Source organism: Aquimarina intermedia (assembly GCF_008124785.1).
Taxonomy (GTDB): domain Bacteria; phylum Bacteroidota; class Bacteroidia; order Flavobacteriales; family Flavobacteriaceae; genus Aquimarina; species Aquimarina intermedia.
In genome coordinates, this window is record NZ_VNHU01000012.1 from 40,589 (window position 1) to 62,872 (window position 22,284).

The 22,284-nt window shown below is 34.8% G+C and carries 21 protein-coding genes; 10 read left to right on the forward strand and 11 right to left on the reverse strand.

Annotated features, from left to right (window positions below; genetic code table 11):
- Positions 1-49 precede the first annotated feature (49 nt).
- The 6 genes from BD809_RS14345 to BD809_RS14370 all read right to left on the reverse strand — a co-directional run bounded on the left by BD809_RS14345 (position 50) and on the right by BD809_RS14370 (position 5,812).
- Positions 50-568, reverse strand: coding sequence for an IS1096 element passenger TnpR family protein (locus BD809_RS14345; RefSeq protein ID WP_148783673.1), 519 nt, complete (start codon positions 566-568; stop codon positions 50-52).
- A gap of 67 nt (positions 569-635) precedes the next feature.
- Positions 636-1,706 carry a COX15/CtaA family protein gene (locus tag BD809_RS14350; RefSeq protein WP_148783674.1) on the reverse strand — a complete coding sequence of 357 codons (1,071 nt, stop codon included), beginning with the start codon at positions 1,704-1,706 and terminating at the stop codon, positions 636-638.
- Positions 1,707-1,758: 52 nt separating this feature from the next.
- On the reverse strand, positions 1,759-3,198 hold the full coding sequence (locus BD809_RS14355; protein ID WP_148783675.1) for a CCA tRNA nucleotidyltransferase: 1,440 nt from the start codon (positions 3,196-3,198) through the stop codon (positions 1,759-1,761).
- A gap of 8 nt (positions 3,199-3,206) precedes the next feature.
- Complete coding sequence (locus BD809_RS14360; RefSeq protein WP_148783676.1) at positions 3,207-3,776, reverse strand: L-threonylcarbamoyladenylate synthase; 570 nt, start codon at positions 3,774-3,776, stop codon at positions 3,207-3,209.
- Positions 3,769-4,878 carry a glycosyltransferase family 4 protein gene (locus BD809_RS14365; protein ID WP_148783677.1) on the reverse strand — a complete coding sequence of 370 codons (1,110 nt, stop codon included), beginning with the start codon at positions 4,876-4,878 and terminating at the stop codon, positions 3,769-3,771. Before BD809_RS14365 ends, BD809_RS14360 begins: the two co-directional genes overlap by 8 nt.
- Before the next feature lies 1 nt (position 4,879).
- On the reverse strand, positions 4,880-5,812 hold the full coding sequence (locus BD809_RS14370) for a glycosyltransferase family 2 protein (RefSeq protein WP_246131550.1): 933 nt from the start codon (positions 5,810-5,812) through the stop codon (positions 4,880-4,882).
- A gap of 143 nt (positions 5,813-5,955) precedes the next feature.
- Between BD809_RS14370 and BD809_RS14375 the strand changes: the two genes are divergently transcribed.
- From BD809_RS14375 to BD809_RS14385, 3 genes are all read left to right on the forward strand, one after another.
- The gene (locus BD809_RS14375) at positions 5,956-6,612 is read left to right on the forward strand and encodes a class I SAM-dependent methyltransferase (protein ID WP_246131551.1); all 657 of its coding nucleotides are present in this window, start codon (positions 5,956-5,958) and stop codon (positions 6,610-6,612) included.
- 54 nt (positions 6,613-6,666) lie between these two features.
- Positions 6,667-7,413: a lipopolysaccharide kinase InaA family protein gene (locus BD809_RS14380; RefSeq protein WP_246131552.1), complete on the forward strand. Its 747-nt coding sequence runs from the start codon at positions 6,667-6,669 to the stop codon at positions 7,411-7,413.
- Between the two features lie 94 nt (positions 7,414-7,507).
- A complete protein-coding gene (locus BD809_RS14385) occupies positions 7,508-8,530 on the forward strand; it encodes a glycosyltransferase family 4 protein (protein WP_148783679.1) in 1,023 nt (340 codons plus the stop codon).
- A 144-nt stretch (positions 8,531-8,674) separates the two neighbouring features.
- Here the strand turns inward: BD809_RS14385 and BD809_RS14390 are convergent, their stop codons facing one another.
- The 4 genes from BD809_RS14390 to BD809_RS14405 form a co-directional block, all read right to left on the reverse strand.
- On the reverse strand, positions 8,675-9,442 hold the full coding sequence (locus BD809_RS14390) for a glycosyltransferase family 2 protein (protein WP_148783680.1): 768 nt from the start codon (positions 9,440-9,442) through the stop codon (positions 8,675-8,677).
- Between the two features lie 89 nt (positions 9,443-9,531).
- Positions 9,532-10,602 carry a glycosyltransferase family 9 protein gene (locus tag BD809_RS14395; RefSeq protein ID WP_246131553.1) on the reverse strand — a complete coding sequence of 357 codons (1,071 nt, stop codon included), beginning with the start codon at positions 10,600-10,602 and terminating at the stop codon, positions 9,532-9,534.
- Positions 10,602-12,182: an LTA synthase family protein gene (locus tag BD809_RS14400; RefSeq protein ID WP_246131554.1), complete on the reverse strand. Its 1,581-nt coding sequence runs from the start codon at positions 12,180-12,182 to the stop codon at positions 10,602-10,604. The genes BD809_RS14395 and BD809_RS14400 overlap by 1 nt, the downstream gene beginning before the upstream one ends.
- Positions 12,183-12,615: 433 nt before the next feature.
- On the reverse strand, positions 12,616-13,431 hold the full coding sequence (locus BD809_RS14405) for a 2,3,4,5-tetrahydropyridine-2,6-dicarboxylate N-succinyltransferase (protein WP_148783683.1): 816 nt from the start codon (positions 13,429-13,431) through the stop codon (positions 12,616-12,618).
- A 126-nt stretch (positions 13,432-13,557) separates the two neighbouring features.
- On the opposite strand from BD809_RS14405, the gene ruvX reads away from it, so the two are divergent.
- From ruvX to yidC, 5 genes are all read left to right on the forward strand, one after another.
- A complete protein-coding gene (gene ruvX, locus BD809_RS14410) occupies positions 13,558-13,968 on the forward strand; it encodes a Holliday junction resolvase RuvX (protein WP_148783684.1) in 411 nt (136 codons plus the stop codon).
- A gap of 35 nt (positions 13,969-14,003) precedes the next feature.
- The gene (gene def, locus BD809_RS14415) at positions 14,004-14,594 is read left to right on the forward strand and encodes a peptide deformylase (RefSeq protein WP_148783685.1); all 591 of its coding nucleotides are present in this window, start codon (positions 14,004-14,006) and stop codon (positions 14,592-14,594) included.
- Between the two features lie 109 nt (positions 14,595-14,703).
- Complete coding sequence (locus tag BD809_RS14420) at positions 14,704-15,123, forward strand: DUF5606 family protein (protein WP_148783686.1); 420 nt, start codon at positions 14,704-14,706, stop codon at positions 15,121-15,123.
- A gap of 216 nt (positions 15,124-15,339) precedes the next feature.
- Positions 15,340-16,980, forward strand: coding sequence for a CTP synthase (locus BD809_RS14425; RefSeq protein WP_148783687.1), 1,641 nt, complete (start codon positions 15,340-15,342; stop codon positions 16,978-16,980).
- A gap of 88 nt (positions 16,981-17,068) precedes the next feature.
- On the forward strand, positions 17,069-18,949 hold the full coding sequence (gene yidC / locus BD809_RS14430; RefSeq protein ID WP_148783688.1) for a membrane protein insertase YidC: 1,881 nt from the start codon (positions 17,069-17,071) through the stop codon (positions 18,947-18,949).
- A 92-nt stretch (positions 18,950-19,041) separates the two neighbouring features.
- Here yidC and BD809_RS14435 read toward each other — a convergent pair whose 3' ends face one another.
- Positions 19,042-20,007, reverse strand: coding sequence for a fasciclin domain-containing protein (locus BD809_RS14435; RefSeq protein ID WP_148783689.1), 966 nt, complete (start codon positions 20,005-20,007; stop codon positions 19,042-19,044).
- 234 nt (positions 20,008-20,241) lie between these two features.
- Between BD809_RS14435 and BD809_RS14440 the strand changes: the two genes are divergently transcribed.
- Both BD809_RS14440 and mnmA read left to right on the forward strand, forming a co-directional pair.
- Positions 20,242-20,922 carry a toxin-antitoxin system YwqK family antitoxin gene (locus BD809_RS14440; protein ID WP_148783690.1) on the forward strand — a complete coding sequence of 227 codons (681 nt, stop codon included), beginning with the start codon at positions 20,242-20,244 and terminating at the stop codon, positions 20,920-20,922.
- A 96-nt stretch (positions 20,923-21,018) separates the two neighbouring features.
- A complete protein-coding gene (gene mnmA / locus BD809_RS14445; RefSeq protein WP_148783691.1) occupies positions 21,019-22,206 on the forward strand; it encodes a tRNA 2-thiouridine(34) synthase MnmA in 1,188 nt (395 codons plus the stop codon).
- Positions 22,207-22,284: the final 78 nt, after the last annotated feature.

Consider the following 22,284-nt stretch of genomic DNA (forward strand, 5'->3'; position numbering starts at 1 on the left):
GCTAAGTTATAAAACTGAAAAAAATGAATTTTATGCGGGAAGCTTAGTATTAATTCCAATTTTCATTGAAATCCATCTCGTCATAATCATCAAGGTCAACAAAACCTTCTTCATCATCATAGGCATCATAGTCATCTTCAGGATCTGCTTTGAATTCTTTGTCCGGCGCTTGATCAGGTAGTTGGCCATGTACAAACATAACGTTAGGATACTCACGGCCGTTTTCAAACTCAGCTACTTCGGCCAGTTCTACCATAAACGTCCACATGCTCAAAAAGTCATAGATGTACAAAAGGCGGGGAGAAGATTCATAGACCACATCCTCTAATCTGGTTTCGGCCATTAGTCGTACGGGATTATTACCATCACTCATATCAAATAATGAGATTTCTTCCCCTTGAGACCATTGCTCATCACTTGTATAAAACGAAGCCATCTCAGTTCCATCAAAGCTAAACGATTGTGTAATAACATTGTGAAACTCCTCTAGGGTAGCTGTTTTTTCAATTTCGATGTCTCTAAACACATCCTCTTCGGTGTCCAGAATTATTCTAAAGCGATAAATCATTTAAGCTGTTTTTTGAAGGAACAAAGATACAAACTAGTTTTTAGACTAGAGAGAAGTTTTGAGTCCATTAAGAGGATGTTTGCAGCTTTTTTTGTCCAATAAAAATCCCCAGAAATATATAAAATTGAATTCCGAAAAGTAACGAAGATAAAACCAAATGCAGAGGTTGAGATAAGAAAGGGAAATCAAAGTAATACATTAAAATTCCTGTAAATACTTCCAGTCCTATTACAACAAGCACCCAATTCAATTTTTGTAACCCAAGTTTTTTGATTCTATTTTGGAGAAGTAGCCAAACATTCAAAATAACTATAAGAACAGAGAAAGAACGATGAACGTAAAACATGACTGTCGGCGGATTAAGCCACTCAGCTTTTGCGTATTCTCCCAGACGATCTATTTGTTCGTCAATATATTGACGTACCTGAGTACCCAGTATTACCTGAATCAGCGTAAGAGATAACGAAAAAAGAAAAAGTAATTTGAACGTTTTAGAGATCTTCAGCTTTTTAAAGGAACTTTTGGTTTGGAATAAAAGAAAAAGTAAGACGGCAAGAATTAAAAATGCCATCACCATATGAATTGTTATTTTAAAAGGTAACAAGTTAGAATCTACTACAGTTTTTCCTAACCAGGATTGAAATAGCATAAAAAGGATCGTGATGGTTGCCAAAGCGGGAATCCATAAATTCTCTTTCCGGTAACGAAAAGAAAGGAAAAACATAAGTAAAATAGGTATTCCTGAAAGAACCGTAACAAGTCTGTTAATATATTCGATCCAGGTGTGCCATACGTTAAACTTGGCATAATTATGTTTAGTATAAGGTTGCCAGTTTGTAGGTTCATAGACCTCACCAGAAATGAAATCTTTCTCAGCAATTCTTAATACATCGTTTTGTATAACAATCACACCTTTGTCATACGGATGATTCGCTTTCCATTGAATTTGCTCTGCATCGGTGGGTGGAATATAGTATCCAAAACATTTAGGCCAATCTGGACATCCCATTCCGGATCCTGTCATACGTACTACAGCTCCGGCTATTATTATTAGATAAATCAGAATAACAGACACGATTACCAGAGATCTGAATGTACGTTTACCACGAGTGGTACTATTCTTTTTACTATTTGGCATACCCTTATATTTTATGATCGATTCTATACAAGTACCTTTTATGATGCAAGCGCTATTGTTTTTTGAGGTCCGATGGCTTTAAGCCAAGCTTTTCACCAGCTCTAAGCATAAACTCATACGCAGCTTCATATTCATTTGGAATTTCACCTTCCAGAATTGCTTCCTTTATTTTTTCTTTCAAAACCCCAATTTCTCTTGAAGGCTTAAGATTAAAAGTTTCCATAATTTCTTCACCAGAAATAGGCGGTTGAAAATTACGTACATGATCTCGCTCTTCTACCTCGATCATTTTTTGACGTACCACTTTAAAATTATTATGATATTTTTTGAAGCGTTTAGGGTTTTTGGTAGTAATGTCTGCCTCGCAAAGGGTCATTAAATCATCTATATATTCTCCTGCATCAAAAATCAGACGACGTACCGCAGAATCGGTAACATCACTAGCAATGACTATTGGACGAGAGCTCATTAATACCATTTTTTGGACAAATTTCATCTTGTCGTTCAGAGGCATTTTAAGTCTTTTAAAAAGTTTATAGACCATTTTTGAACCTACAAACTCATGTCCGTGAAATGTCCAGCCAGCTTTTTTTGTAAATCGTTTTGTGGGAGCCTTACCAATATCATGTAAGAGAGCAGCCCACCGTAACCAAAGGTTATCTGTATTTTCTGAAATATTATCAACAACCTCCAGGGTGTGATAAAAATTATCCTTATGACGCTGTCCTTCTACTTCGTCAATACCCTTTAGGGCCGTAAGCTCCGGTAATATATAATCTAATAAGCCTGTTTGTTCAAGGAGTAAAAAACCTATTGAAGGCTTGGGGCTAAGCATAATTTTATGAAGCTCATCCACAATCCGTTCGCGTGTTATAATTTCAATACGGTCATTATTACTTTTGATAGCCTTAAGAGATGCTTCTTCAATCGTAAAGTTCAATTGACAAGCAAAACGTATTGCCCGCATCATACGCAGGGGATCATCAGAATAGGTAATAGTCGGATCGAGCGGCGTACGAATCAGTTTAGATTTCAGGTCTGCAAGTCCGTCAAAGGGATCTAGTAAAGCACCATAGTTTTTGCTGCTTAAGCTTAAAGCCAGTGCATTAATTGTAAAGTCTCTGCGGTTTTGATCATCTTCAAGACTCCCGTTTTCTACGACAGGATTTCGACTATCTGCCTGATAAGACTCCTTACGAGCTCCTACAAATTCTACTTCAATATCCTGTGCACGAAGCATAGCTGTGCCATAAGTTTTGAAAATTTGAACTTTGGGGGAATTTGGTAAATTTTTTGAAACTTCTTTTGCTAAGGCGATACCGCTACCAATGGCTACAATGTCAATATCCTTAACATCTCCCCGTTTTAAAAAAAAATCTCTTACAAATCCACCAATCACATAGCTATCTAAAGAAAGGTTTTGGGCGGCTTTTGAAACGGTTTCAAAAATGGGATGCGCCAAGGCATCCGTATAGTGTTTAATTTGCGACATGAATCAATTTACTTCCTGATAATTTTTACCGTACTATCACCGCCAATCTTAATAATAGCAGATGGTTTGGTATTTTTATTCTGAAGTGGCAAATTTACGATATAGTCTACGCCTTCCAAAATCTCTTTTGATATTTCTTCAAAACGCATGGGGGTAGCTTTTCCGCTAATATTTGCAGATGTCGATACTATGGGACGCTTAAATTTTTTAATTAATTTTCCGCAAAAAGGATCTCTAACGACACGTATTCCCAAGGAATTATCATCACTAATCAAATTTTCGGCAACTCTTAATGGTCTGTCATAGATGATCGTAGTTGCCTTTTTTGCGTATTTTAAAATATCATAGGCAACTTCTGGAACTTCTTCAACGTATTGTTGTAACATCTTGAAGTCGCTTACTAAACAAATAAGTGCTTTACTCTCAATTCTGTTTTTAAGCGCAAATACTTTATCAACAGCCTCTGCATTGGTGGCATCACATCCAATTCCCCAAACGGTGTCGGTAGGGTAGAGGATTAAACCTCCTTTTTTGAGCACAGTTAAGGCTTGTGCTGTTTCTCCTCGTTGCTTATCCATCTTGTAAAATGTTTTTATAGACCTGTAAAGTTTGTAAGGCCATATTTTTGGTGGTAAAGTTATTTATAAGTTTTAGATATCCATTTTCTTTGAACTTATGTTGTAACTCCTTGTTGTCACTTAAATTTAATATATGTTGAGAAAGCTGTTCTGGTTCATGCATTGGACTAAGAAAACCATTATGATTATTCTCTATAACTTCTGGAATACCTCCAACGTCCGTACTTACAACGGGTGTTTTATGGTACAAAGACTCATAGATCACTTGCGGTATACCTTCACTTTGAGAGGTGATTAAACTAATATCAAATTGCGGAATGTAGTTGGAGGCATTGGGAGTGTAACCCAGAAAAACCATATGTTTTTCCAAATTTAACTCTTTCATTCGGTGTATTAAATCCTCCGTTCTGTCTGTAAAAGTACCAATTTGAATAAAGAAAAAATCTTTTTTATGGTTTTTGTTAATAATTTGATCTGCAACATCGATCCAGGTATCCAAGTGTTTAGCACGGATATGGTTTGCAATATTTCCTATGATTTTTACCGCTGGTAGGATAGTATATTTTTCTCTTAACAAAAAAGGAGTTTGATTACTTTTTGATTGCAGATTAGTTCCGTGATATATGGTTATAAGTTTGCTTTTATCTTCGATGCCTTTCGAAGCAATCTTTTTTGTTTCTTCTGAGACGCAAAGAACCTTTTTAATTTTTGGATAATTATATTTGAAAAGCGTTTTTTTTCTTTGTTTTATAGGAAATGATGTTTTTTTGCTAAATACAAAAGGAGGTAGTTTGTAGAACTTATCTGCTAATATCGCAAGTAATATTGCGCTGGGGTCGTGGATGTGTATGATATCGATAGCCTCTCTTTTACATGTTTGACCTAACTTTATAAAAAAACGAGGGTCAAATTTAGGCAGGAGTATAGCGGTTATATAGTTTAGATTAGACTGCTTTAGCCGCCTATGAAATGCACCATTTTTAACACAAAAAATTACGTTGTAAATTTCCGGATTAGAAACGGCTAACTCAGAACATAAGTTTTCGATATGGTTCTCTCCGCCACCCCAATTTTTAACTGCAGATAAATGTAATATACGCATATTATTTTTTTAAAAGAATTTGACGGTGCTTCAGTGATTCGGTTAATGGTGCTCCTTTAGCAAACAAGATGAAAAGTTTAAAATTTTTAGGAGAAAAAAATGATTTAACTAGGAATTTTAGCGTCAACCAAATTCTCAATACTAAATAGGCTACATATCCTGAATTTTTTTTCAAAACGTAAAGCAAAGAAATTTTAAGTTCTTTTTTGATCGCTAAGCTTTTTGAAGTACTTTGACCTTTGAAGTGCGTAAAACGTGCTTCAGGCACTAAATATGATGCCCATCTTTCATCATCTTTAGAGATACGATAGCATAGATCTGTTTCTTCATAATATAAAAATATATTGGTATCAAATCCTCCAACTTTATCGAAGCATACTGCATTAGCAACCAAGAAAGAGCCAGGCACGCTTTGGACTTTTATGGGTGTATCATATATTTTTCTCCGCTTTGGATATTTGTTCGGATTTAGTCTTTCCAAAATCTTCCTTCCAAAAAGTTCTCTTCGTAAACTTAAAAAATGATCAAATGATTTTTGTACTTCATTATGTTCATTATATTGTTGGGGACAACAAACCGCTGCATCTGGTGTATCCTCTAAAAAATTATAAACTATTGATAAGCAATCATTTTTCAAAAGAGTATCATTGTTTATAAATGCATAATATTTTGCCGTTGCATGTTGAATACCAAGCATATTACCTCCTCCAAAGCCAGTATTGATTCTACTGCGAATTAAGGTAATAGAGGGCAAATTCAAATTTTGAATTTTCTTCTTTATACTTATATAATCTTCATAAGTAGAGGCGTTATCCACAACTATAATTTGGATTTTGAGTTTTGAAGATGTCTGATCAAGAATTGAATCGATACAGTTGATAGTGAAAGTAGAAGAATTGTAGTTGACTAATATTGCTGAAACGTCATACATCATAATGAGTAAGTATAAGATGTCAAAAGTATAGTTTGTTGTTAAGTTTAACAAATTAAACACTATCGATTAATAGCTTATATTTGCTTCAATTCAGTATAGATTAAGATGGAATCATCAAGAGGTTTCATATAATAACTAACAGAATGGATTACGAGAATAAACCGAACGGATATTACGACAATATTCGATATGAAATGATAAAATATCTGCCTAAGGAGCCTAAACGAATTATTGATATAGGTTGCGGAAACGGGGCGTATGCAGAGGTTTTGAAACAACAGACCGGAGCAGAGGTCTGGGGAATTGAATATGTGGATAAAGAGGCTACTGTAGCAGCAACAAAGTTAGATAAGGTTTTTTCGGGAAGATGCGAGGACTATTTGGATGAATTGCCCAATTCATATTTTGATGCTATTTATTTTAATGATGTTTTAGAACATTTAGTAGATCCCGATATGGTTCTTGATAAAATTAAATACAAGCTGGCACCTAATGGTGTTTTAATTAGCTCAATTCCGAATGTTAGGTATCACAATACTTTTTTGAGAGTTCTTGTTCAAAAAGATTGGCGCTATGAAGATTTTGGGGTTATGGATCGTACTCACTTACGTTTTTTTACCAAAAAAAGTATCAAAAGAATGTATGAAGATTTAGATTACACAGTAATGATTCATGAGGGGATTAATCGTAGTAGATCTATAAAGCCTTATCTCTATAATATACTGACGTTATTTACACAGCTAGACATTCGATACCCTCAGTATGCTTCAGTTGTTAAATTTAATAAAGAAAGTTTTTAAAGCATGCAAAACAAGTTTGTCATACATTCCGATTATATAAAGATCCAACCAAAATTGAAAGAAATAATAGTCAATTTTGATGAGTATAAAGAAGTTTTAGGAGAAGGAGATCGTAATGTGATAAAAATTATTGAGATAGAAGACAATAATTACGTCATTAAATCCTTTAAAATACCTAATCTGTTAAATCAGATTGTCTACCGTTTTTTTAGAAAATCAAAGGCGGAACGATCGTATGCATACGCAAATGAGCTTTTGCAGTTGGGAATAGAAACACCATACCCAGTTGCCTATAAATTGTGCGTCACCTCATTTTTGTTCAAGAAAAGTTTTTATGTCTGCGAGTTGGTTGACAGCGATCTTACTTTTAGAGAATTAACCACAGATTTTAGTATTCCTGATCATGAAGCTATTCTTAGAGCATTTACTAGGTTCACATTTAAGCTTCATGAGAATGGAGTAAATTTTTTGGATCACTCTCCCGGTAACACCTTGATTAAACGAAAAAAAGACGGATATGCGTTTTACTTGGTAGATCTTAACCGTATGGAGTTCGGGAAAATGGATTTTGAGGATAGAATTAAAAACTTCGCTAAGTTGACTATTCATAAAGCTATGATACGAGTAATGAGTGAAGAATACGCACGGTGTTCTGGACAAGATCAGGATCAAATCTTTAATTTGATGTGGAAGTATACTAAGGAGTTCCAACATCGTTTCTACCGTAAAATTAGATTTAAAAAGCGTATATTTTTTTGGAAACAAAAGTATAAAAATAGAGTTTCAGATAGTCCTATATAATTTAATGAAGTTGTTTTCATAAGGTTTTAGTTTTTACAAATGTTAAATTCTGTTTGTAGTATTAAATGCAAACAAAGAAGTCTACCATATAGATATGTCGAAAAGAAGTGATCTCAAAGAGCAATTGTATTTTTTATTGTTTCATAAATGGAAATATATCATCGTTATATTACAATCTAGATTTTATAAGAATTCCATTAAAAAGTTAGTGGATAAAGTTGTTTTTGTTGCAAGAGAAAAGGATAAAGGTTGGATTTTTGGAGCTAAAGTAAGAAGATTGTCGAGATACTCTTCGTTGAATGCCCAACCCTATTACCACAACCAATTGAAGAAGTTACCCCTAGCTGATGGATATTATTATATCTATCATAATTATTTTTGCCGCTGTTTGCGAAGTACACCTAGTATTTGGAGAAAGAAAAACATCGTAATGTTTACGCATCCTACCTGGACTAAAAAATATTCAAAGACACATGTGATATGGTGCCTGAACAAGGCTGATTATATTATTTGTCTGAATTCCACGATTAAAGAATATTTGATAAATAACGGTGTGAAACCTGATAAATTAAAAGTCATCCATATAGCTACGTCATCAAAATTCTTTTCTAGGCATGAAAGAGGCGGAGGAGGTGTTGGATTTTGTTCTCATTTTAGTGCTAGAAAAAATCCTGACTTAGTATTTGATTTAGTTAAAAATATGCCTGAGAGAGCGTTCTATTTAATTGGAGATAGTTGGGAACTTTATGAAAGGTTTGATGAACTTTCTCAATTGCCAAATTTTACATACTACAATAACGCGCCCTACGAGACTTATCCGGATTTATACAATAAAATAGATGTTTTTGTTTCTCCATCTTTATTAGAGGGCGGGCCGGTACCTGTTTTAGAAGCTATGATGTCAAATTGTGTGCCGGTTGCTTCAAAAACAGGGTTTTGTCCTGACATTATTACGCACGGACAAAATGGTTTCTTGTTTGAAATAGATGCGGATTATCAAGAAGTTGTAAAATTGATAGAAAAAGCTTTCCTGTGTAAAACGGAAATAAGAGAAACTGTTCTTCAATATACTTGGGAAAATTGCGCAAAAAAAATAGATAATTTATTCTTGAATTAGTTGTGAAACTTACTTCATGAGATAAATTCACTTCGAATTTTTTTAAGCTCTCTTTCAGTAATTAGAAAATAGTATAGGTATTACACACTCATAGCACAAGTTGATTGTATTCAGAAGGTCACTGTTCAGATACAGATGCTTCTTTTAAGTGTTTTTTTTATTCAATTCTCGTAGTTTCAAATATTTTAAAAATGTTAGATTGGCAGTTTGTGAACAGATAACAAAGCCATTGATTCCATCCAAAAAACCCAATCGCCAAACATAAGATTTTAAAAATGCCCATGATGGATTAAAAAACAGCTTCCAAAGTGAGGATTTTTTTCCTAATTCATGGTAAGAATGTGCTGAAATTGTAGAGAATTTTTCGATCTGTTGATTAAACGCGCTATAGGTTGGATAGTTCCAATGTAGGATATCTCCCTTCAGCTTAGCGCTATTTTTTGGATTGTAGAGTTTGTAAGAATCATGGGGATTAATACCCTTCCATTCTCCTTTACCTTTTACAAAAGCCCGCAATTTTCTATCGGGATACCAATCAGAGTGATTAATCCATTGTCCACAAAAATTATTATAGCGATTCATGTAGTACCCGTCATGAACCCAATTTGACTTCAATGCAATTATCGTTTCTTGCAGTTCTTCAGAGAGCGCTTCATCACCATCCAAAGAGATGATATGATCATAAGACGCTTGAGAGATGACAAAATTCTTTTGTTCTTTGTATCCTAGAAATTGTTGCTTAATAAATTTGACATCATATTGGTTGCAAATTTCCTCAGTTCTATCGGTTGAAAAAGAATCTACAACTACAATTTCATCTACAACTCCTTGTAGTGATTTGAGACAGGTCTCAATCTTACGTTCTTCATTATATGTTATAATAACTCCAGAGAGTTTTACAGTATTTTGCATAATTTTATTAGGTTGTAATGAGCAAATAAAAATTAAATGAAGCCTTCAACTTTTGAATAGACCAAAATTTAAAGCTTACTACATTATGATTATTTCTGATTCGAAAATTGAGTTAAGTACAGATTCAGTTTTTCGATAATCAGATCTGGGGTAAATTCTTTGTATAATTCTAAAGACTCTTTTTTCATCTTTTTCGGGGATGTTGAGCCGTACAGCTCCGGTTTCATATCGATTAAATGAATCGAGTCATGCATTTTTCCGTCTTCAAACATATTCCAGTCTTTTTTGATAATCCAAGGTGAAAATATTGTAAAAGTTGGTTTGTCAAGTGCTTTTGCAATATTAACTGCTCCACCTTCATTTCCAATTAATGCAGTGCATTGTGATAAAATAGCCATAAACTCCCGAAGACTTTTTCCAAAGACGTCAAAATAAATTTTACGTTGCGTCTCAGGTTGAGTTAAATTATAAATACTTCTTGCAGCTTCTTTTTGTGAGGGGATATAATTGAATACTATTGAGCCATCTGTAGTTTTTACAATCTCATCAAGCAGCATTGCCATATAAGAAAAGGGTAGTGTTTTAATATCTTCACTGCCAAGAACGCTAATCATAAACAAAGGTTCATTAGATGAAATCTTATGGGTTACCAACAAACGTTTGGCTGCTTCTTTTTCATCAGTGGTTAGATAGATTTTTGGACGTTTAATATTCTGAACCAATTCAGATTCCGAATAAACAAGCCGTAATCTGTTTTCTATTGCAGTACTAGCATTAGTTATAGGGCTTGCAACACGGGGAATTGTTTTTGTGTAAATCCAATGCGTATACTTTTTATAAAAAGAAACTTTCTCTCTACTGTTCGAGAATAAAGAGATTAAATTGCTTTCTAACTTCCCATAAGCATCAACCACAAGATCGAACTTTTCATTTCTAATTTTTATTAAAAATTTAATGAATGCAAATTTACTATCTCTATTTTCGTTTTTGAATTCAATGATTCTATCAAAAGAAGGATTCTCCTTGAGTACGGGAATAGTACTGGTATTAACTAGGTAAACAACTTCTGATGCGGGATATTTCTCTTTTAAAGACTCGCAGATAATAGTACTCGTCAAAACGTCTCCTATCATTTTTTGCTGAATAACTAAAATTTTCATCAATCTGGTATAAGTTGATCGTTTACCACTCGGCTATTAAAAGATTGAATATAAGCTTTGGCTTCCGTTTCAAAGTGGAGTCGTTCTTGCACTCGAACTTCTGCTAAATCATGTTCTTGATTCCTGTCTTTTTTCCAATTATAATACCCTAAAGTTTTATTTCCGTCAAAGATGAGATAATAATCGTTTTTAACAAAGTGATATGCATTATTTTGATAACATGCAATCATACGATTGTCATCAGATAATTTATTTCCAAAAGTTAAAATTTCTCCTTGGTAATTAAGGTACTCTAAAATAGACGGAAGAATATCGATCTGCTGAAAGTTTTTTTCACTAATTCCTTTTAGTTGATCATTTGAGGGGTCAAAAAATAGGATTGGGATAGACAGCTTTCCTAAGCTTGTGTTGTAAAAACCTTTTCCTCCGGCCGATGTATGATCCGCAGATAATACAAAGAGTGTATTATCATACCATTTTTGCGTTTTAGCAAATTCAAAAAACTTTTGTAAAGCGTAATCAGAATAGCCTATGGTTTCATGGATTTTTGTTGTCCCTTTTGGGAATTTATTTTTATACTTCTCCGGTATTATATATGGATTATGTGAAGAGATTGTAAATAGGGTAGTAAAGAACGGGGGATTAAAATTTGTTAACTCCTCTCCGAAATACTGCATGAACTCTTCATCAAAAATGCCCCATCTTCCATCCTCTCCACCCTCGTAGGGATACTCGTTTTTCCCATAATAGGCATCAAAACCACTTATTTTTGCGTATTGATCAAAATTCTGACTTCCGTTAAAAGCTCCGTGAAAAAAAGAAGTTGAATATCCTTGTTCTTTTAAAATTCTAGGGAGACCTTTAATTTTATTAAAAGCGTATGTCGATTGAATAAAATTGTTGTCCATCAAACTAGGAATACTGGAGAGGATAGAAGGTACAGCATCAATGGATAATCTTCCGTTAGCAAAACCGTTTTTAAAGAACAACGATTGCGTGATCAAAGAGTCAAGAAAAGGGGTGTAGCTTTTGTGATTTCTCTTCTTGCCAATATTCTCATTGCCAAAGCTTTCTAAAATTAAAACAACTACATTTTTCTTATTGAAGGGAGTGGTGCTTGAGAACTTTTTTACAGGATTAAAATGTTTTGATAATTCTTCTGAAGTAAAGTAAGTAGGGACAGCTAAATCTTCTTTTTTGGATAATGTTTTTATAATGGAGAACGGAGTATTGAGTATCAAGGCACTTGTTTGTGCGCTACCATAATGAATTGCGTCAACTCGCCTCAAAGGTTTGCGTTGTGTTCCTCCTCGTCCAATCAAAATGCTTAACCCAAGAATTGCTATAAAGCTTAGTGTACTCAATGTAATATTCTTCAAGGAATATTCGACTTGTTCTTTTGACTGCTTTACATTTGGTATGGATTTCCAAAAGAAAAAGAGTACTACTGCTAAAAGCACTATTATATACCAAAATTCAATCATAAATGATAAGACTAAGCCTGGTATTTCATTCTCCATACCCTTTGCTGTTATCAAACTGTAGGAGCTTCTTTTTCCGGTAAATTTATAATACTCCATGTCTACAAAGTTTGTAGTAATGAAAATAGCATTGATTATAAAATAGAAACCTTTAAGTATTTTTTGGTATAGTCTGTAGTTTTTGAAATTCCCGGGAATAACATGTGCCAGAATTACAATCAAATTAGTGTATGCTATAGTGGAAAAATCGAAGCGTAATCCACCAATGAACTCATAAATAGTAATAGTAGGAAATGAGGAAGCATTGAGTATAAAAAATAAAACTCTGCAAATTTGATATAAGGCCGCGACAAGCAAAAGCCTTCTGCCAAGTAGTTTGACATGGATAAAGTAAGGGATCACAATATTTGGGTTTCAATGTTACCGCAATATTACTGAAATTTTAAGTTAAAGTAAACTTCTCGCAATAGAATAAACCGCAACAACCTTTTATAGAGTAAGTTGTAGCGGTTTATGGCGTTTTTATTGAAACTTAGACAGCTACGTTATATTCACGTAAAGCATCGTTAAGCGATGTTTTTTTATCGGTGCTTTCTTTTCTTTTTCCTATAATTAAAGCACAGGGTACATTATATTCACCTGCAGGAAACTTTTTTGTGTAACTTCCTGGGATCACAACGGATCCGGCAGGAACTAATCCTTTTGATTCAACCGGGGTGTCACCGGTAACATCTATAATTTTGGTAGAGGCTGTCAGTACCACATTCGCTCCCAATACAGCTTCTTTTTCCACGCGCACACCTTCAACTACGATGCAACGAGACCCTATAAAAGCATTGTCTTCTATGATAACAGGAGCTGCTTGCAATGGTTCCAGTACTCCGCCGATACCGACACCACCGCTTAAATGCACATTTTTGCCAATCTGGGCACAACTTCCTACTGTAGCCCAGGTATCTACCATAGTTCCTTCATCTACAAATGCACCTATGTTGACATAACTTGGCATCAAGATAGTACCTGATGATATATAAGCACCATGACGAGCAACTGCATTGGGGACAACACGAATTCCTTTCGCTTCGTAACCACTTTTTAATGGAATTTTGTCATGATATTCAAAAATACCCGCTTCCAGAGTTTCCATTTTTTGTATAGGGAAATAGAGTACTACAGCTTTTTTGATCCATTCATTTACCTGCCAACCTGAGCTTGTGGGTTCTGCAACACGCAGTTTACCAGCGTCCAATAAGTCAATAACATCACGTATAGCATCTTGTATTTGAGTTTCTTTCAAAAGGTCCCTATTAGACCATGCATTTTCAATTGTCTCTTTGAGTTTATTCATTTGGTGTGATTTTTTCAACAAAGATAATAGCTTAATGTTAAATTACAGAATACTACTCGCTTTTTAGGGATTCATTTAAAATTAGGGTCTTTTTATAATAAATCTTACTTTTGCAGAAAAGTAACGATGGCACGAATTTTGGCAATTGATTATGGAAGTAAGCGGTGTGGTATTGCTGTCACCGATGAGTCAAAAATTATAGCCTCAGGTCTTACGACGGTCAATACTAAAGAACTTTTAATGTGGCTTAAGGAGTATGTTGCAAAAGAAGCAGTAGAATTGTTTGTTGTAGGGGAGCCAAAACGACTCCATGGAGAGGCTTCTCAAACCGAAGCACTAATACAACCATTTCTTGAGAGTCTTCAAAAAAGTATTCCAGATATTCCAATAAAGCGGATTGATGAACGTTTTACATCAAAGATGGCTTTTGATACCATGATAGCCAGCGGAATTTCAAAAAAGAAACGAAGAGATAAAGCGCTGGTCGATCAAATTAGTGCGACAATAATCTTACAGGATTATTTGTATAACCTATAAGAAAATAAAGAAATTAATTAGTTAGAATATTTTTTATGATTTTACCCATTGTTGCCTATGGCGATCCTGTTTTAAAAAAGAAAGCAAAAGCAATTGAGGCAGATTATCCCAACTTGAGCGAATTAATCGAAAATATGTTTGAGACTATGTATAATGCGCATGGTGTGGGTCTTGCTGCTCCACAAATCGGATTATCAATTCGATTATTTCTTGTGGATGCTTCTCCTTTCGCAGAGGATGAGGATCTTACTGTAGAAGAACAGCAAAGTCTTAAGGATTTTAAGAAAGTGTTTATTAACCCTGTTATTACTGATGAAGCGGGAGAAGAATGGGCGTTCAATGAGGGGTGTTTAAGTATACCTGATGTGAGAGAAGATGTTTTTAGAAAAGAAAGAATCACTATCGAATATTTAGACGAGAATTTAAATGCGCATACCCAAACGTTTGATGGATTAGCTGCTCGTGTGATACAACACGAATATGATCATATTGAAGGAGTTTTATTTACCGATAAATTGTCTAGTTTAAAAAAGCGTTTAATAAAAGGTAAACTGGCTAACATTTCTAAGGGAAAAATAAAAATGGACTACCGTATGCGTTTTCCACTAATGAAAAAAGGAAGGTAGCTTGCTTTATAGAAGAAGTAAGTATGAATATTTAAGATAAATTTAGCGGGTATATCCTTTGACTTTTTAAAAAGAACAGTGGATATTTGCCAGCATTGAAAAAAAATATATGAGTTTAGAGAAAATACTAGCAATTTCGGGTAAACCGGGATTATACGAATTAAAAGCACAAACACGTACCGGGTTTGTAGCAGAATCACTGGCAGATGGAAAACGACTTACTGTCAACATGAGGAATAACGTTAGTGTATTGAGTGAGATCGCTATTTATACAACTACCGAAGAAGTGCCTTTAAAGGATATTTTTAAGAATATTCAGGAAAAGGAAAATGGTGGTCAGGCGATCAATCATAAAGAGTCAAAAGCTAAACTGGAGTCTTATTTTGGCGAAGTTTTGCCTAACTATGATGAAGAAAGAGTGTATCCTAGTGATATTAAAAAAGTAATTCAATGGTATAATATTCTTCAAAATAAAGGAATTACCGATTTTTCAGTTGATCAAGAGGTTAAATCGGAAGAAGAAGAATAAGCTTTTCTGATACTTACCGTGTAAATCTCATCCAAAAGGGTGAGATTTTTTTGTTTCAGGTTTTAGAGCTGTTTTATCTAACGCATTTTAGTTTCTTCTTTCGATGGCATAATCCTGGCTTTCTAAAAAGAATGCTAATTTTTCAAGCTCCAGTTTCGTCAGTTCTTTGTACTTTTGCGCAAAATTTTACTACAATCTGATTAATTCTAAAAGTATATGGCTAATACCAAATATGTTTTTGTAACAGGAGGAGTTTCTTCTTCATTAGGTAAAGGTATCATTGCAGCTTCTCTAGCAAAACTTTTGCAAGCAAGAGGTTATCGCGTTACCATTCAAAAATTAGACCCATATATAAATGTTGATCCTGGAACGCTAAATCCCTATGAGCATGGAGAATGCTACGTAACAGACGATGGAGCAGAAACTGATTTAGATTTAGGACATTACGAGCGTTTTCTTAATACAGCCACCTCACAGGCGAATAATGTGACCACCGGTAGAATATATCAAAGCGTAATTGAAAAGGAGAGAAGAGGAGAGTTTTTGGGAAAAACTGTTCAAGTAGTACCTCATATTACTAATGAAATTAAAGAGCGTATACAGATCTTAGGTAAGAGCGGGGATTATGATATAGTTATAACTGAAATTGGAGGTACGGTAGGTGATATTGAATCGTTACCTTATATAGAATCTGTACGCCAGTTGAAATGGGAATTAGGAGATAATAATGCATTGGTTATTCACTTAACTTTAATTCCTTATTTATCAGCTGCCGGAGAATTAAAAACCAAACCAACGCAACATAGTGTTAAAACACTGATGGAAAGTGGTATTAAAGCGGATATTCTGGTGTGTAGAACTGAGCATGAGCTATCGGAAGATTTGCGTAAAAAACTTGCCTTGTTTTGCAATGTTAAACAAGAAGCAGTTATTCAGTCTATCGATGCATCCACAATTTACGATGTTCCTAATTTGATGTTAGAGGAAGGTTTGGACACCGTTGTTCTAAATCGACTGGTACTTCGCGATGATGATGAGCCTAATTTAGAGAAATGGAATGATTTTTTACTACGTCATAAAAATCCAAAACATGAAGTAACTATCGGTTTAATTGGTAAATATGTGGAGCTTCAGGATTCATATAAATCGATATTAGAAGCTTTTATTCATGCAGGAGCTGAGAATGAAGTTCGTGTAAATATTGAGAGTATTCATTCAGAATATATCGATGATAAGACTATAAAAAATAAAATAGCTCACCTCGATGGAGTTCTGGTGGCACCGGGATTTGGCGAACGAGGAATTGAAGGCAAAATAAAAGCAGTACAGTATGCTCGTGAACATAAAATTCCTTTTTTCGGAATTTGTTTGGGAATGCAAATGGCGGTAATTGAGTATTCGCGTAATGTTTTAGGACTAAAAGATGCGTGTTCTATCGAAGTTGATGAAAAAGCAGTGTCTCCGGTGATTAGTTTGATGGAAGAGCAAAAGAGCATAACCGATATGGGAGGAACCATGCGTTTAGGTGCGTGGGATTGTGAGCTTGTAGAGGGAAGCAAAGTCTTTGAGGCTTATGGTAAAACGCAGATTTCGGAGCGTCACAGACACCGTTATGAGTATAATAATGTCTATAAAGACCAGCTGGAAAAAGCAGGACTTAAAACTACTGGTACAAACCCTAAAACCGGATTGGTAGAAATTGTTGAGGTCGAGGGTCACCCATGGTTTGTGGGAGTGCAATATCACCCTGAATACAAGAGTACCGTAGCTAATCCGCATCCGTTGTTTGTAGCCTTTACTAAAGCAGCTATGATATTTTCAAAAAACAAAGTAAGCGCCAAAGTGACACAATCATAGCTATTGGCTGGAAAGTTGATAGTTGAGAATATATATTTTAATTTTAAGAATGTATAAATAAACATTGCATTCTTTTACACTTATTTAAATGGAAGAAAAGAAGTTTGACTTTAATTCAATTATTGGATTTGTATTAATCGGAGTTATTCTGGTCTGGTTACTTTATCAAAATCAACCTACTCAAGAGGAGTTAGAAGCAGAAAAAGCTAAGCAAGAACAAATTGATGCTCAAAATGTTCAAGATAAACCGGCGGAAGCTGAGTTCGTACAAAAGAACGAAGCTTTAATAGCTAATCCACAAGATTCTACAGCTATAGAACAGGCAAAAACCCAATTGGGAGCGTTTGCATATTCTGCTGGCTTACCATCTGCAAAAGAAGCGGTAACTACTATCGAAAATGAGGTGTTGCGTCTAAAAATTGATAATAGAGGAGGATATATTTCTGAAGCTCTACTTAAAAATTTCAAAACATACGATTCTGTTCCGGTATACTTAATTAAAGACGGTAAAAATGCCTCGTTAAATCTAAATTTTGGTACCACGGATAATCGGATTTTAAATACTTCAGATTTATTTTTTGAGCCTACGGTAAGTAAGAATGGGGAGACTACTGTTTTGACCATGCGATTAAAGGTATCTGATTCAAAATTCCTTGAATACCGTTATGAGCTTAAGCCAAATGAGTATATGATTGATTTTTCAATTAGATCTCAAGGATTACAGGGTGTTATTAATAGCAGGCAACCCATCACTTTGGATTGGAAGTTACAAGGAATTCGCCATGCAAAAAGTGCTTCCTATGAAAACCGTTATACAGAATTACATTATGAATATGAAGGTGATAAAGACGACTATTTAGGGCAAGGTGAATTTACGGATGATGAGGAAGAAGCGGTGAGTTGGATCGCGTATAAGCAACATTTCTTTTCCTCCATTCTTTTGACCAATACTCCTTTTACCAAAGCTAAATTTACTTCTAAGAATGTAGCTGAAATTAAGGATCTGGATGATAAAGATGTACGGGTAACAAAGGAGTTTTCATCTACAATGCCTTTAGAGCTACAATCAGGGGAACTAAATTATGCCATGAATTGGTATTATGGACCTACGGATTATAAAATCTTAAGTGATTATAATAAAAACCTTGATGAGATTGTCCCTTTAGGGTGGGGGATATTTGGATGGATTAACAGGTATTTGTTTATACCATTCTTCGCTTTTTTAAGTAGCTTCCTACCATCTTATGGTATTGCGATTATCGTGATGACTATCATAGTTCGTATTGTTTTGTCTCCTGTGACATATAAGTCGTACGTATCGCAGGCTAAGATGAAGGTGCTTAAACCGGAGATAAATGAAATCAATGAGAAGCACAAAGACAATGCAATGAAAAGACAACAGGAAACTATGGCTTTGTATAGTAAAGCGGGTGCTAGTCCTATGAGTGGTTGTCTGCCTGCTCTAATGCAGATTCCGGTGTTTTATGCGCTCTTCAACTTTTTTCCAAGCGCGTTTCAATTGCGTCAAAAAAGTTTCCTTTGGGCCGATGACCTTTCCAGTTATGATACCATTGCAGAGCTTCCTTTCAATATTCCTTTTTATGGAGATCATATCAGTTTGTTTCCAATATTGGCTTCGATAGCTATTTTTATTTATATGATGATGACCACCGGTCAAAATATGCAAACCCAACCGGGGATGCCTAACATGAAATTCATTATGTATTTATCGCCATTGATGATGTTATTTTTCTTTAATAATTATGCAAGTGGTTTATCCTTATATTATTTTGTTTCCAACTTGATTACTATCGGAATCATGTTAGTGATCAAAAATGTAATAATTGACGATGAAAAAATTCATGCTAGAATTCAAGAGAATAAAAAGAAACCGAAAAAACAAAGTAAGTTTCAGCAGAAGATGAAAGAGATGATGGAGCAAGCTGAACAACAAAAAAAGAAGAAATAAGTAATAAGTATTTCAAATAATAAGCCCCATATTATCTTGGTAATATGGGGTTTATTAGTGTAAGCTTTAGTGTTTGTGTATACTAAAAAGTATTACATTGGTAATAGCACCTGATCAATAGCGTGAATCACTCCATTGGTACTTTGTACGTCAGTGATTATGATAGCACTGGCCTCGGCATTACCTTCTCCTTTTACAGTTGGGGTATTCCCAATCTCAATTGCGAGATTCCCGCCAAGAGAAGTTACCGTGGACGTTGTGAGTTCACCAGAAGTAACATTATTCTTCTCTATAACATGTAATAATAATACATCTGTCAATGCACTACCTGTTGGAACAGCTGATAATTTTGCAAACGCATCATTTGTGGGAGCGAATACAGTAAATGGAGCTTCTGGATTTCCGGTACCATTTTCTACCTGTAAAGCGCCGACTAAGTTAGCATCAGTTAAAGCAGTTAAAAGCGTAGAAAATCTAGCATCAGCAACAGCAAATGTGGTTACTTTTGGAAGTTCAATAACAGCATCAACCTTATGAATTATTCCATTAGTCGCTTCAATATCAGCAGTGGTTACTTTTCCACCACCATTACTTTTCCCTCCATTAAAAACTACATCTCCCGTAGCGTCGTAATATATACTGATATTCTCTCCGTCGGGACCGGCAGTAGAGGCTGTTTCAGCATATCCTGAACCTTCAGCTTTTAAAGCAGCAGCTGTAAACTCTCCGGGAATCACATGATTTAATAAAACCTGCTTTAATGTTTCTACAGGTACATCATTTATGCTCGCATAATTGTTAGCTTCTAAAAAAGCTGTAAAGGCGGCATCGGTTGGTGCAAGTACTGTAAAAGGTCCTGATCCATTAAGTGTTGCTACTAATTCTGCTTTTGCTAATGCAGCGACTAGAGAGGATAATTCACTATCGGCTGTAGCAGTCAAAACTAAGTTCGTTTCAAGCTCTACAAAGTCACCATCGTCATCATCACTACATGACGAAACCCCTAAAATAAGCGCTGCAATAATTGCAAATTTTCCAATGTTCGAAATAATTTTCATGTTTTTAAGTTTTAAATTTGTTCACCTTAAATAACGGGATATTTTGTTCAATGTTTTATAAATATAAGTTAAACAAAAGTTAACCGATTTAAACTTTAACAGCTCTTAAGGGTTTGTTTACAGGGGTTTAAGAAATGTTTAAAGAAACAACAGGGATCTACTTATAAATTTAAAAATGTAGTAATTTGCTGCTGGCATATTTTTTGAAATACGGATAAATAAAGTTTTTAATGTATGAAATACTATTTTATATTTTCTTTTTTGTTAATGACCTCAGCCACAAGTATCGCCCAAAGTTATAACCTGTACGATGCAGATGGTAAGCGACATGGGAAATGGCAAAAAGCGTATGAGAATTCAAAACAATTACGTTATGAGGGAAATTTTGAGCATGGAAAAGAAATAGGGGAATTTAAATTCTACAAGCCCAGTAGCGGAAACACACCCACAGCTATTAAGGTATTTTCAAAGAAAACGGATACCGTACATATTAGCTATTTTTCGCAAAAAGGAAGGCTCATGAGTAAGGGGACACTATTAAACAAAAAAAGAGTAGGAAGATGGGAATATTATCACAATAATTCTGATAAGCTCATGATGACCGAATTTTATAAAAATGATAAGGTAGATGGAGAACAACTTACTTATTTTCCGAATGGTCAGCTTACAGAGCGCGTGACTTACGTAAATGGAAAGAGAGAAGGTCGCCGTTTCATTTATTCTGAACAAGGTGCTCTCATAAAAGAATTCACTTATGAAAACGATCAATTGCATGGACTTACTAAATATTATGATCCCGAAGGTATTTTACTCATAGAAGGAAGTTACAAATATGATCGTAAGGATGGCATCTGGAATTATTATAAGGATGGTAAATTAACTGAACAAAAAACATTTCCTTTACGCGCAAAATAATATAAGATCTTAATATATCAAGATAGATAAAACCTTCTGGCAATGCTTAGGCATTGCTTTTTTAATTATTATTTTTGCAGATTGAATGTAGAAAAAATGAAAAGAGTTATTGTAGGTTTATCAGGCGGTGTAGATTCAAGCGTAACAGCCTATCTTTTAAAAGAGCAAGGGTATGAGGTTATTGGATTGTTTATGAAGAATTGGCATGATGATTCTGTAACCATATCAGATGAATGTCCCTGGTTAGATGATAGTAATGATGCTTTGTTGGTAGCAGAGAAACTTGGAATTCCGTTTCAAACTGTTGACTTAAGTGAGCAGTATAAAGAACGTATAGTGGACTATATGTTCCATGAGTACGAGAAAGGCAGAACACCTAATCCCGATGTTCTATGTAATCGGGAAATTAAGTTTGACGTTTTCATGAAAATAGCCATGTCTTTGGGTGCAGATTATGTAGCAACCGGGCATTATTGTCGTAAGGATACAATAGTAGTAGATGATGTTCCGGTTCACCGTTTGCTGGCAGGAAAAGACTCTAATAAAGATCAATCCTATTTTTTATGTCAACTATCGCAGGAGCAGTTATCAAAAACGCTTTTTCCTATTGGGGAATTATTGAAATCAGAGGTTCGCGAAATTGCAAAAAATCAAGATCTTATAACAGCTGATAAGAAGGATTCACAAGGTTTATGTTTTATCGGCAAGGTTCGTTTACCGGAATTTTTACAACAAAAATTACAGCCGAAAGAAGGAAATATAATCGAAATAGCTTCAGATGATCCAGTTTTTGTAAAGTCTGAATCAAATACAATATCCGATAAAACTCAACTGGAAGTTTTAGCAGAAAAATTTAGCTATCATCCCGATCAGGGGAAAATAGTAGGGAAACATCAGGGAGCCCATTATTATACCAAAGGACAGCGTAAAGGACTGGCAGTAGGGGGCACCCCAGAACCATTATTTGTAATAGAAACTGACGTAACCACCAATACGATTTATACCGGCCAGGGTAAAAACCATCCCGGATTATATCGATTTGCTTTAATCGTAACTAATGATGAAGTACATTGGGTGCGTAAAGATCTAACACTACAAGAAGGTGAAACCATGCAAGTAATGGCTCGAATCAGGTACCGTCAACCGCTAGAAAAAGCTACATTACACCAAACTTCATCAGGTTTATATGTAGTATTTGAAAATGCACAAAGTGCTATTAGCGAAGGACAATTTGTAGCTTGGTATCGGGACGATGAATTAATAGGTTCCGGTGTAATTTCTTAACATCAAATAGCGAAACTACTTTTTCAAAATTAGCGTTCAAGATAATTTATGCTGATATTTGAGTCTTTTGAATAAAAC

What these genes read in the sequence shown, in the direction of transcription:
- BD809_RS14425 (WP_148783687.1), top strand. Translation starts at nt 15,340, where the DNA reads ATGGCTAATACCAAATATGTTTTTGTAACAGGAGGAGTTTCTTCTTCA.
- ruvX (WP_148783684.1), top strand. Translation starts at nt 13,558, where the DNA reads ATGGCACGAATTTTGGCAATTGATTATGGAAGTAAGCGGTGTGGTATT.
- BD809_RS14420 (WP_148783686.1), top strand. Translation starts at nt 14,704, where the DNA reads ATGAGTTTAGAGAAAATACTAGCAATTTCGGGTAAACCGGGATTATAC.
- BD809_RS14365 (WP_148783677.1), bottom strand. Translation starts at nt 4,878, where the DNA reads ATGCGTATATTACATTTATCTGCAGTTAAAAATTGGGGTGGCGGAGAG.
- BD809_RS14370 (WP_246131550.1), bottom strand. Translation starts at nt 5,812, where the DNA reads ATGATGTATGACGTTTCAGCAATATTAGTCAACTACAATTCTTCTACT.
- mnmA (WP_148783691.1), top strand. Translation starts at nt 21,019, where the DNA reads ATGAAAAGAGTTATTGTAGGTTTATCAGGCGGTGTAGATTCAAGCGTA.
- BD809_RS14390 (WP_148783680.1), bottom strand. Translation starts at nt 9,442, where the DNA reads ATGCAAAATACTGTAAAACTCTCTGGAGTTATTATAACATATAATGAA.
- BD809_RS14400 (WP_246131554.1), bottom strand. Translation starts at nt 12,182, where the DNA reads ATGGAGTATTATAAATTTACCGGAAAAAGAAGCTCCTACAGTTTGATA.
- BD809_RS14440 (WP_148783690.1), top strand. Translation starts at nt 20,242, where the DNA reads ATGAAATACTATTTTATATTTTCTTTTTTGTTAATGACCTCAGCCACA.
- BD809_RS14395 (WP_246131553.1), bottom strand. Translation starts at nt 10,602, where the DNA reads ATGAAAATTTTAGTTATTCAGCAAAAAATGATAGGAGACGTTTTGACG.
- BD809_RS14385 (WP_148783679.1), top strand. Translation starts at nt 7,508, where the DNA reads ATGTCGAAAAGAAGTGATCTCAAAGAGCAATTGTATTTTTTATTGTTT.
- BD809_RS14435 (WP_148783689.1), bottom strand. Translation starts at nt 20,007, where the DNA reads ATGAAAATTATTTCGAACATTGGAAAATTTGCAATTATTGCAGCGCTT.
- BD809_RS14360 (WP_148783676.1), bottom strand. Translation starts at nt 3,776, where the DNA reads ATGGATAAGCAACGAGGAGAAACAGCACAAGCCTTAACTGTGCTCAAA.
- def (WP_148783685.1), top strand. Translation starts at nt 14,004, where the DNA reads ATGATTTTACCCATTGTTGCCTATGGCGATCCTGTTTTAAAAAAGAAA.
- BD809_RS14345 (WP_148783673.1), bottom strand. Translation starts at nt 568, where the DNA reads ATGATTTATCGCTTTAGAATAATTCTGGACACCGAAGAGGATGTGTTT.
- BD809_RS14405 (WP_148783683.1), bottom strand. Translation starts at nt 13,431, where the DNA reads ATGAATAAACTCAAAGAGACAATTGAAAATGCATGGTCTAATAGGGAC.
- BD809_RS14375 (WP_246131551.1), top strand. Translation starts at nt 5,956, where the DNA reads ATGGATTACGAGAATAAACCGAACGGATATTACGACAATATTCGATAT.
- yidC (WP_148783688.1), top strand. Translation starts at nt 17,069, where the DNA reads ATGGAAGAAAAGAAGTTTGACTTTAATTCAATTATTGGATTTGTATTA.
- BD809_RS14350 (WP_148783674.1), bottom strand. Translation starts at nt 1,706, where the DNA reads ATGCCAAATAGTAAAAAGAATAGTACCACTCGTGGTAAACGTACATTC.
- BD809_RS14355 (WP_148783675.1), bottom strand. Translation starts at nt 3,198, where the DNA reads ATGTCGCAAATTAAACACTATACGGATGCCTTGGCGCATCCCATTTTT.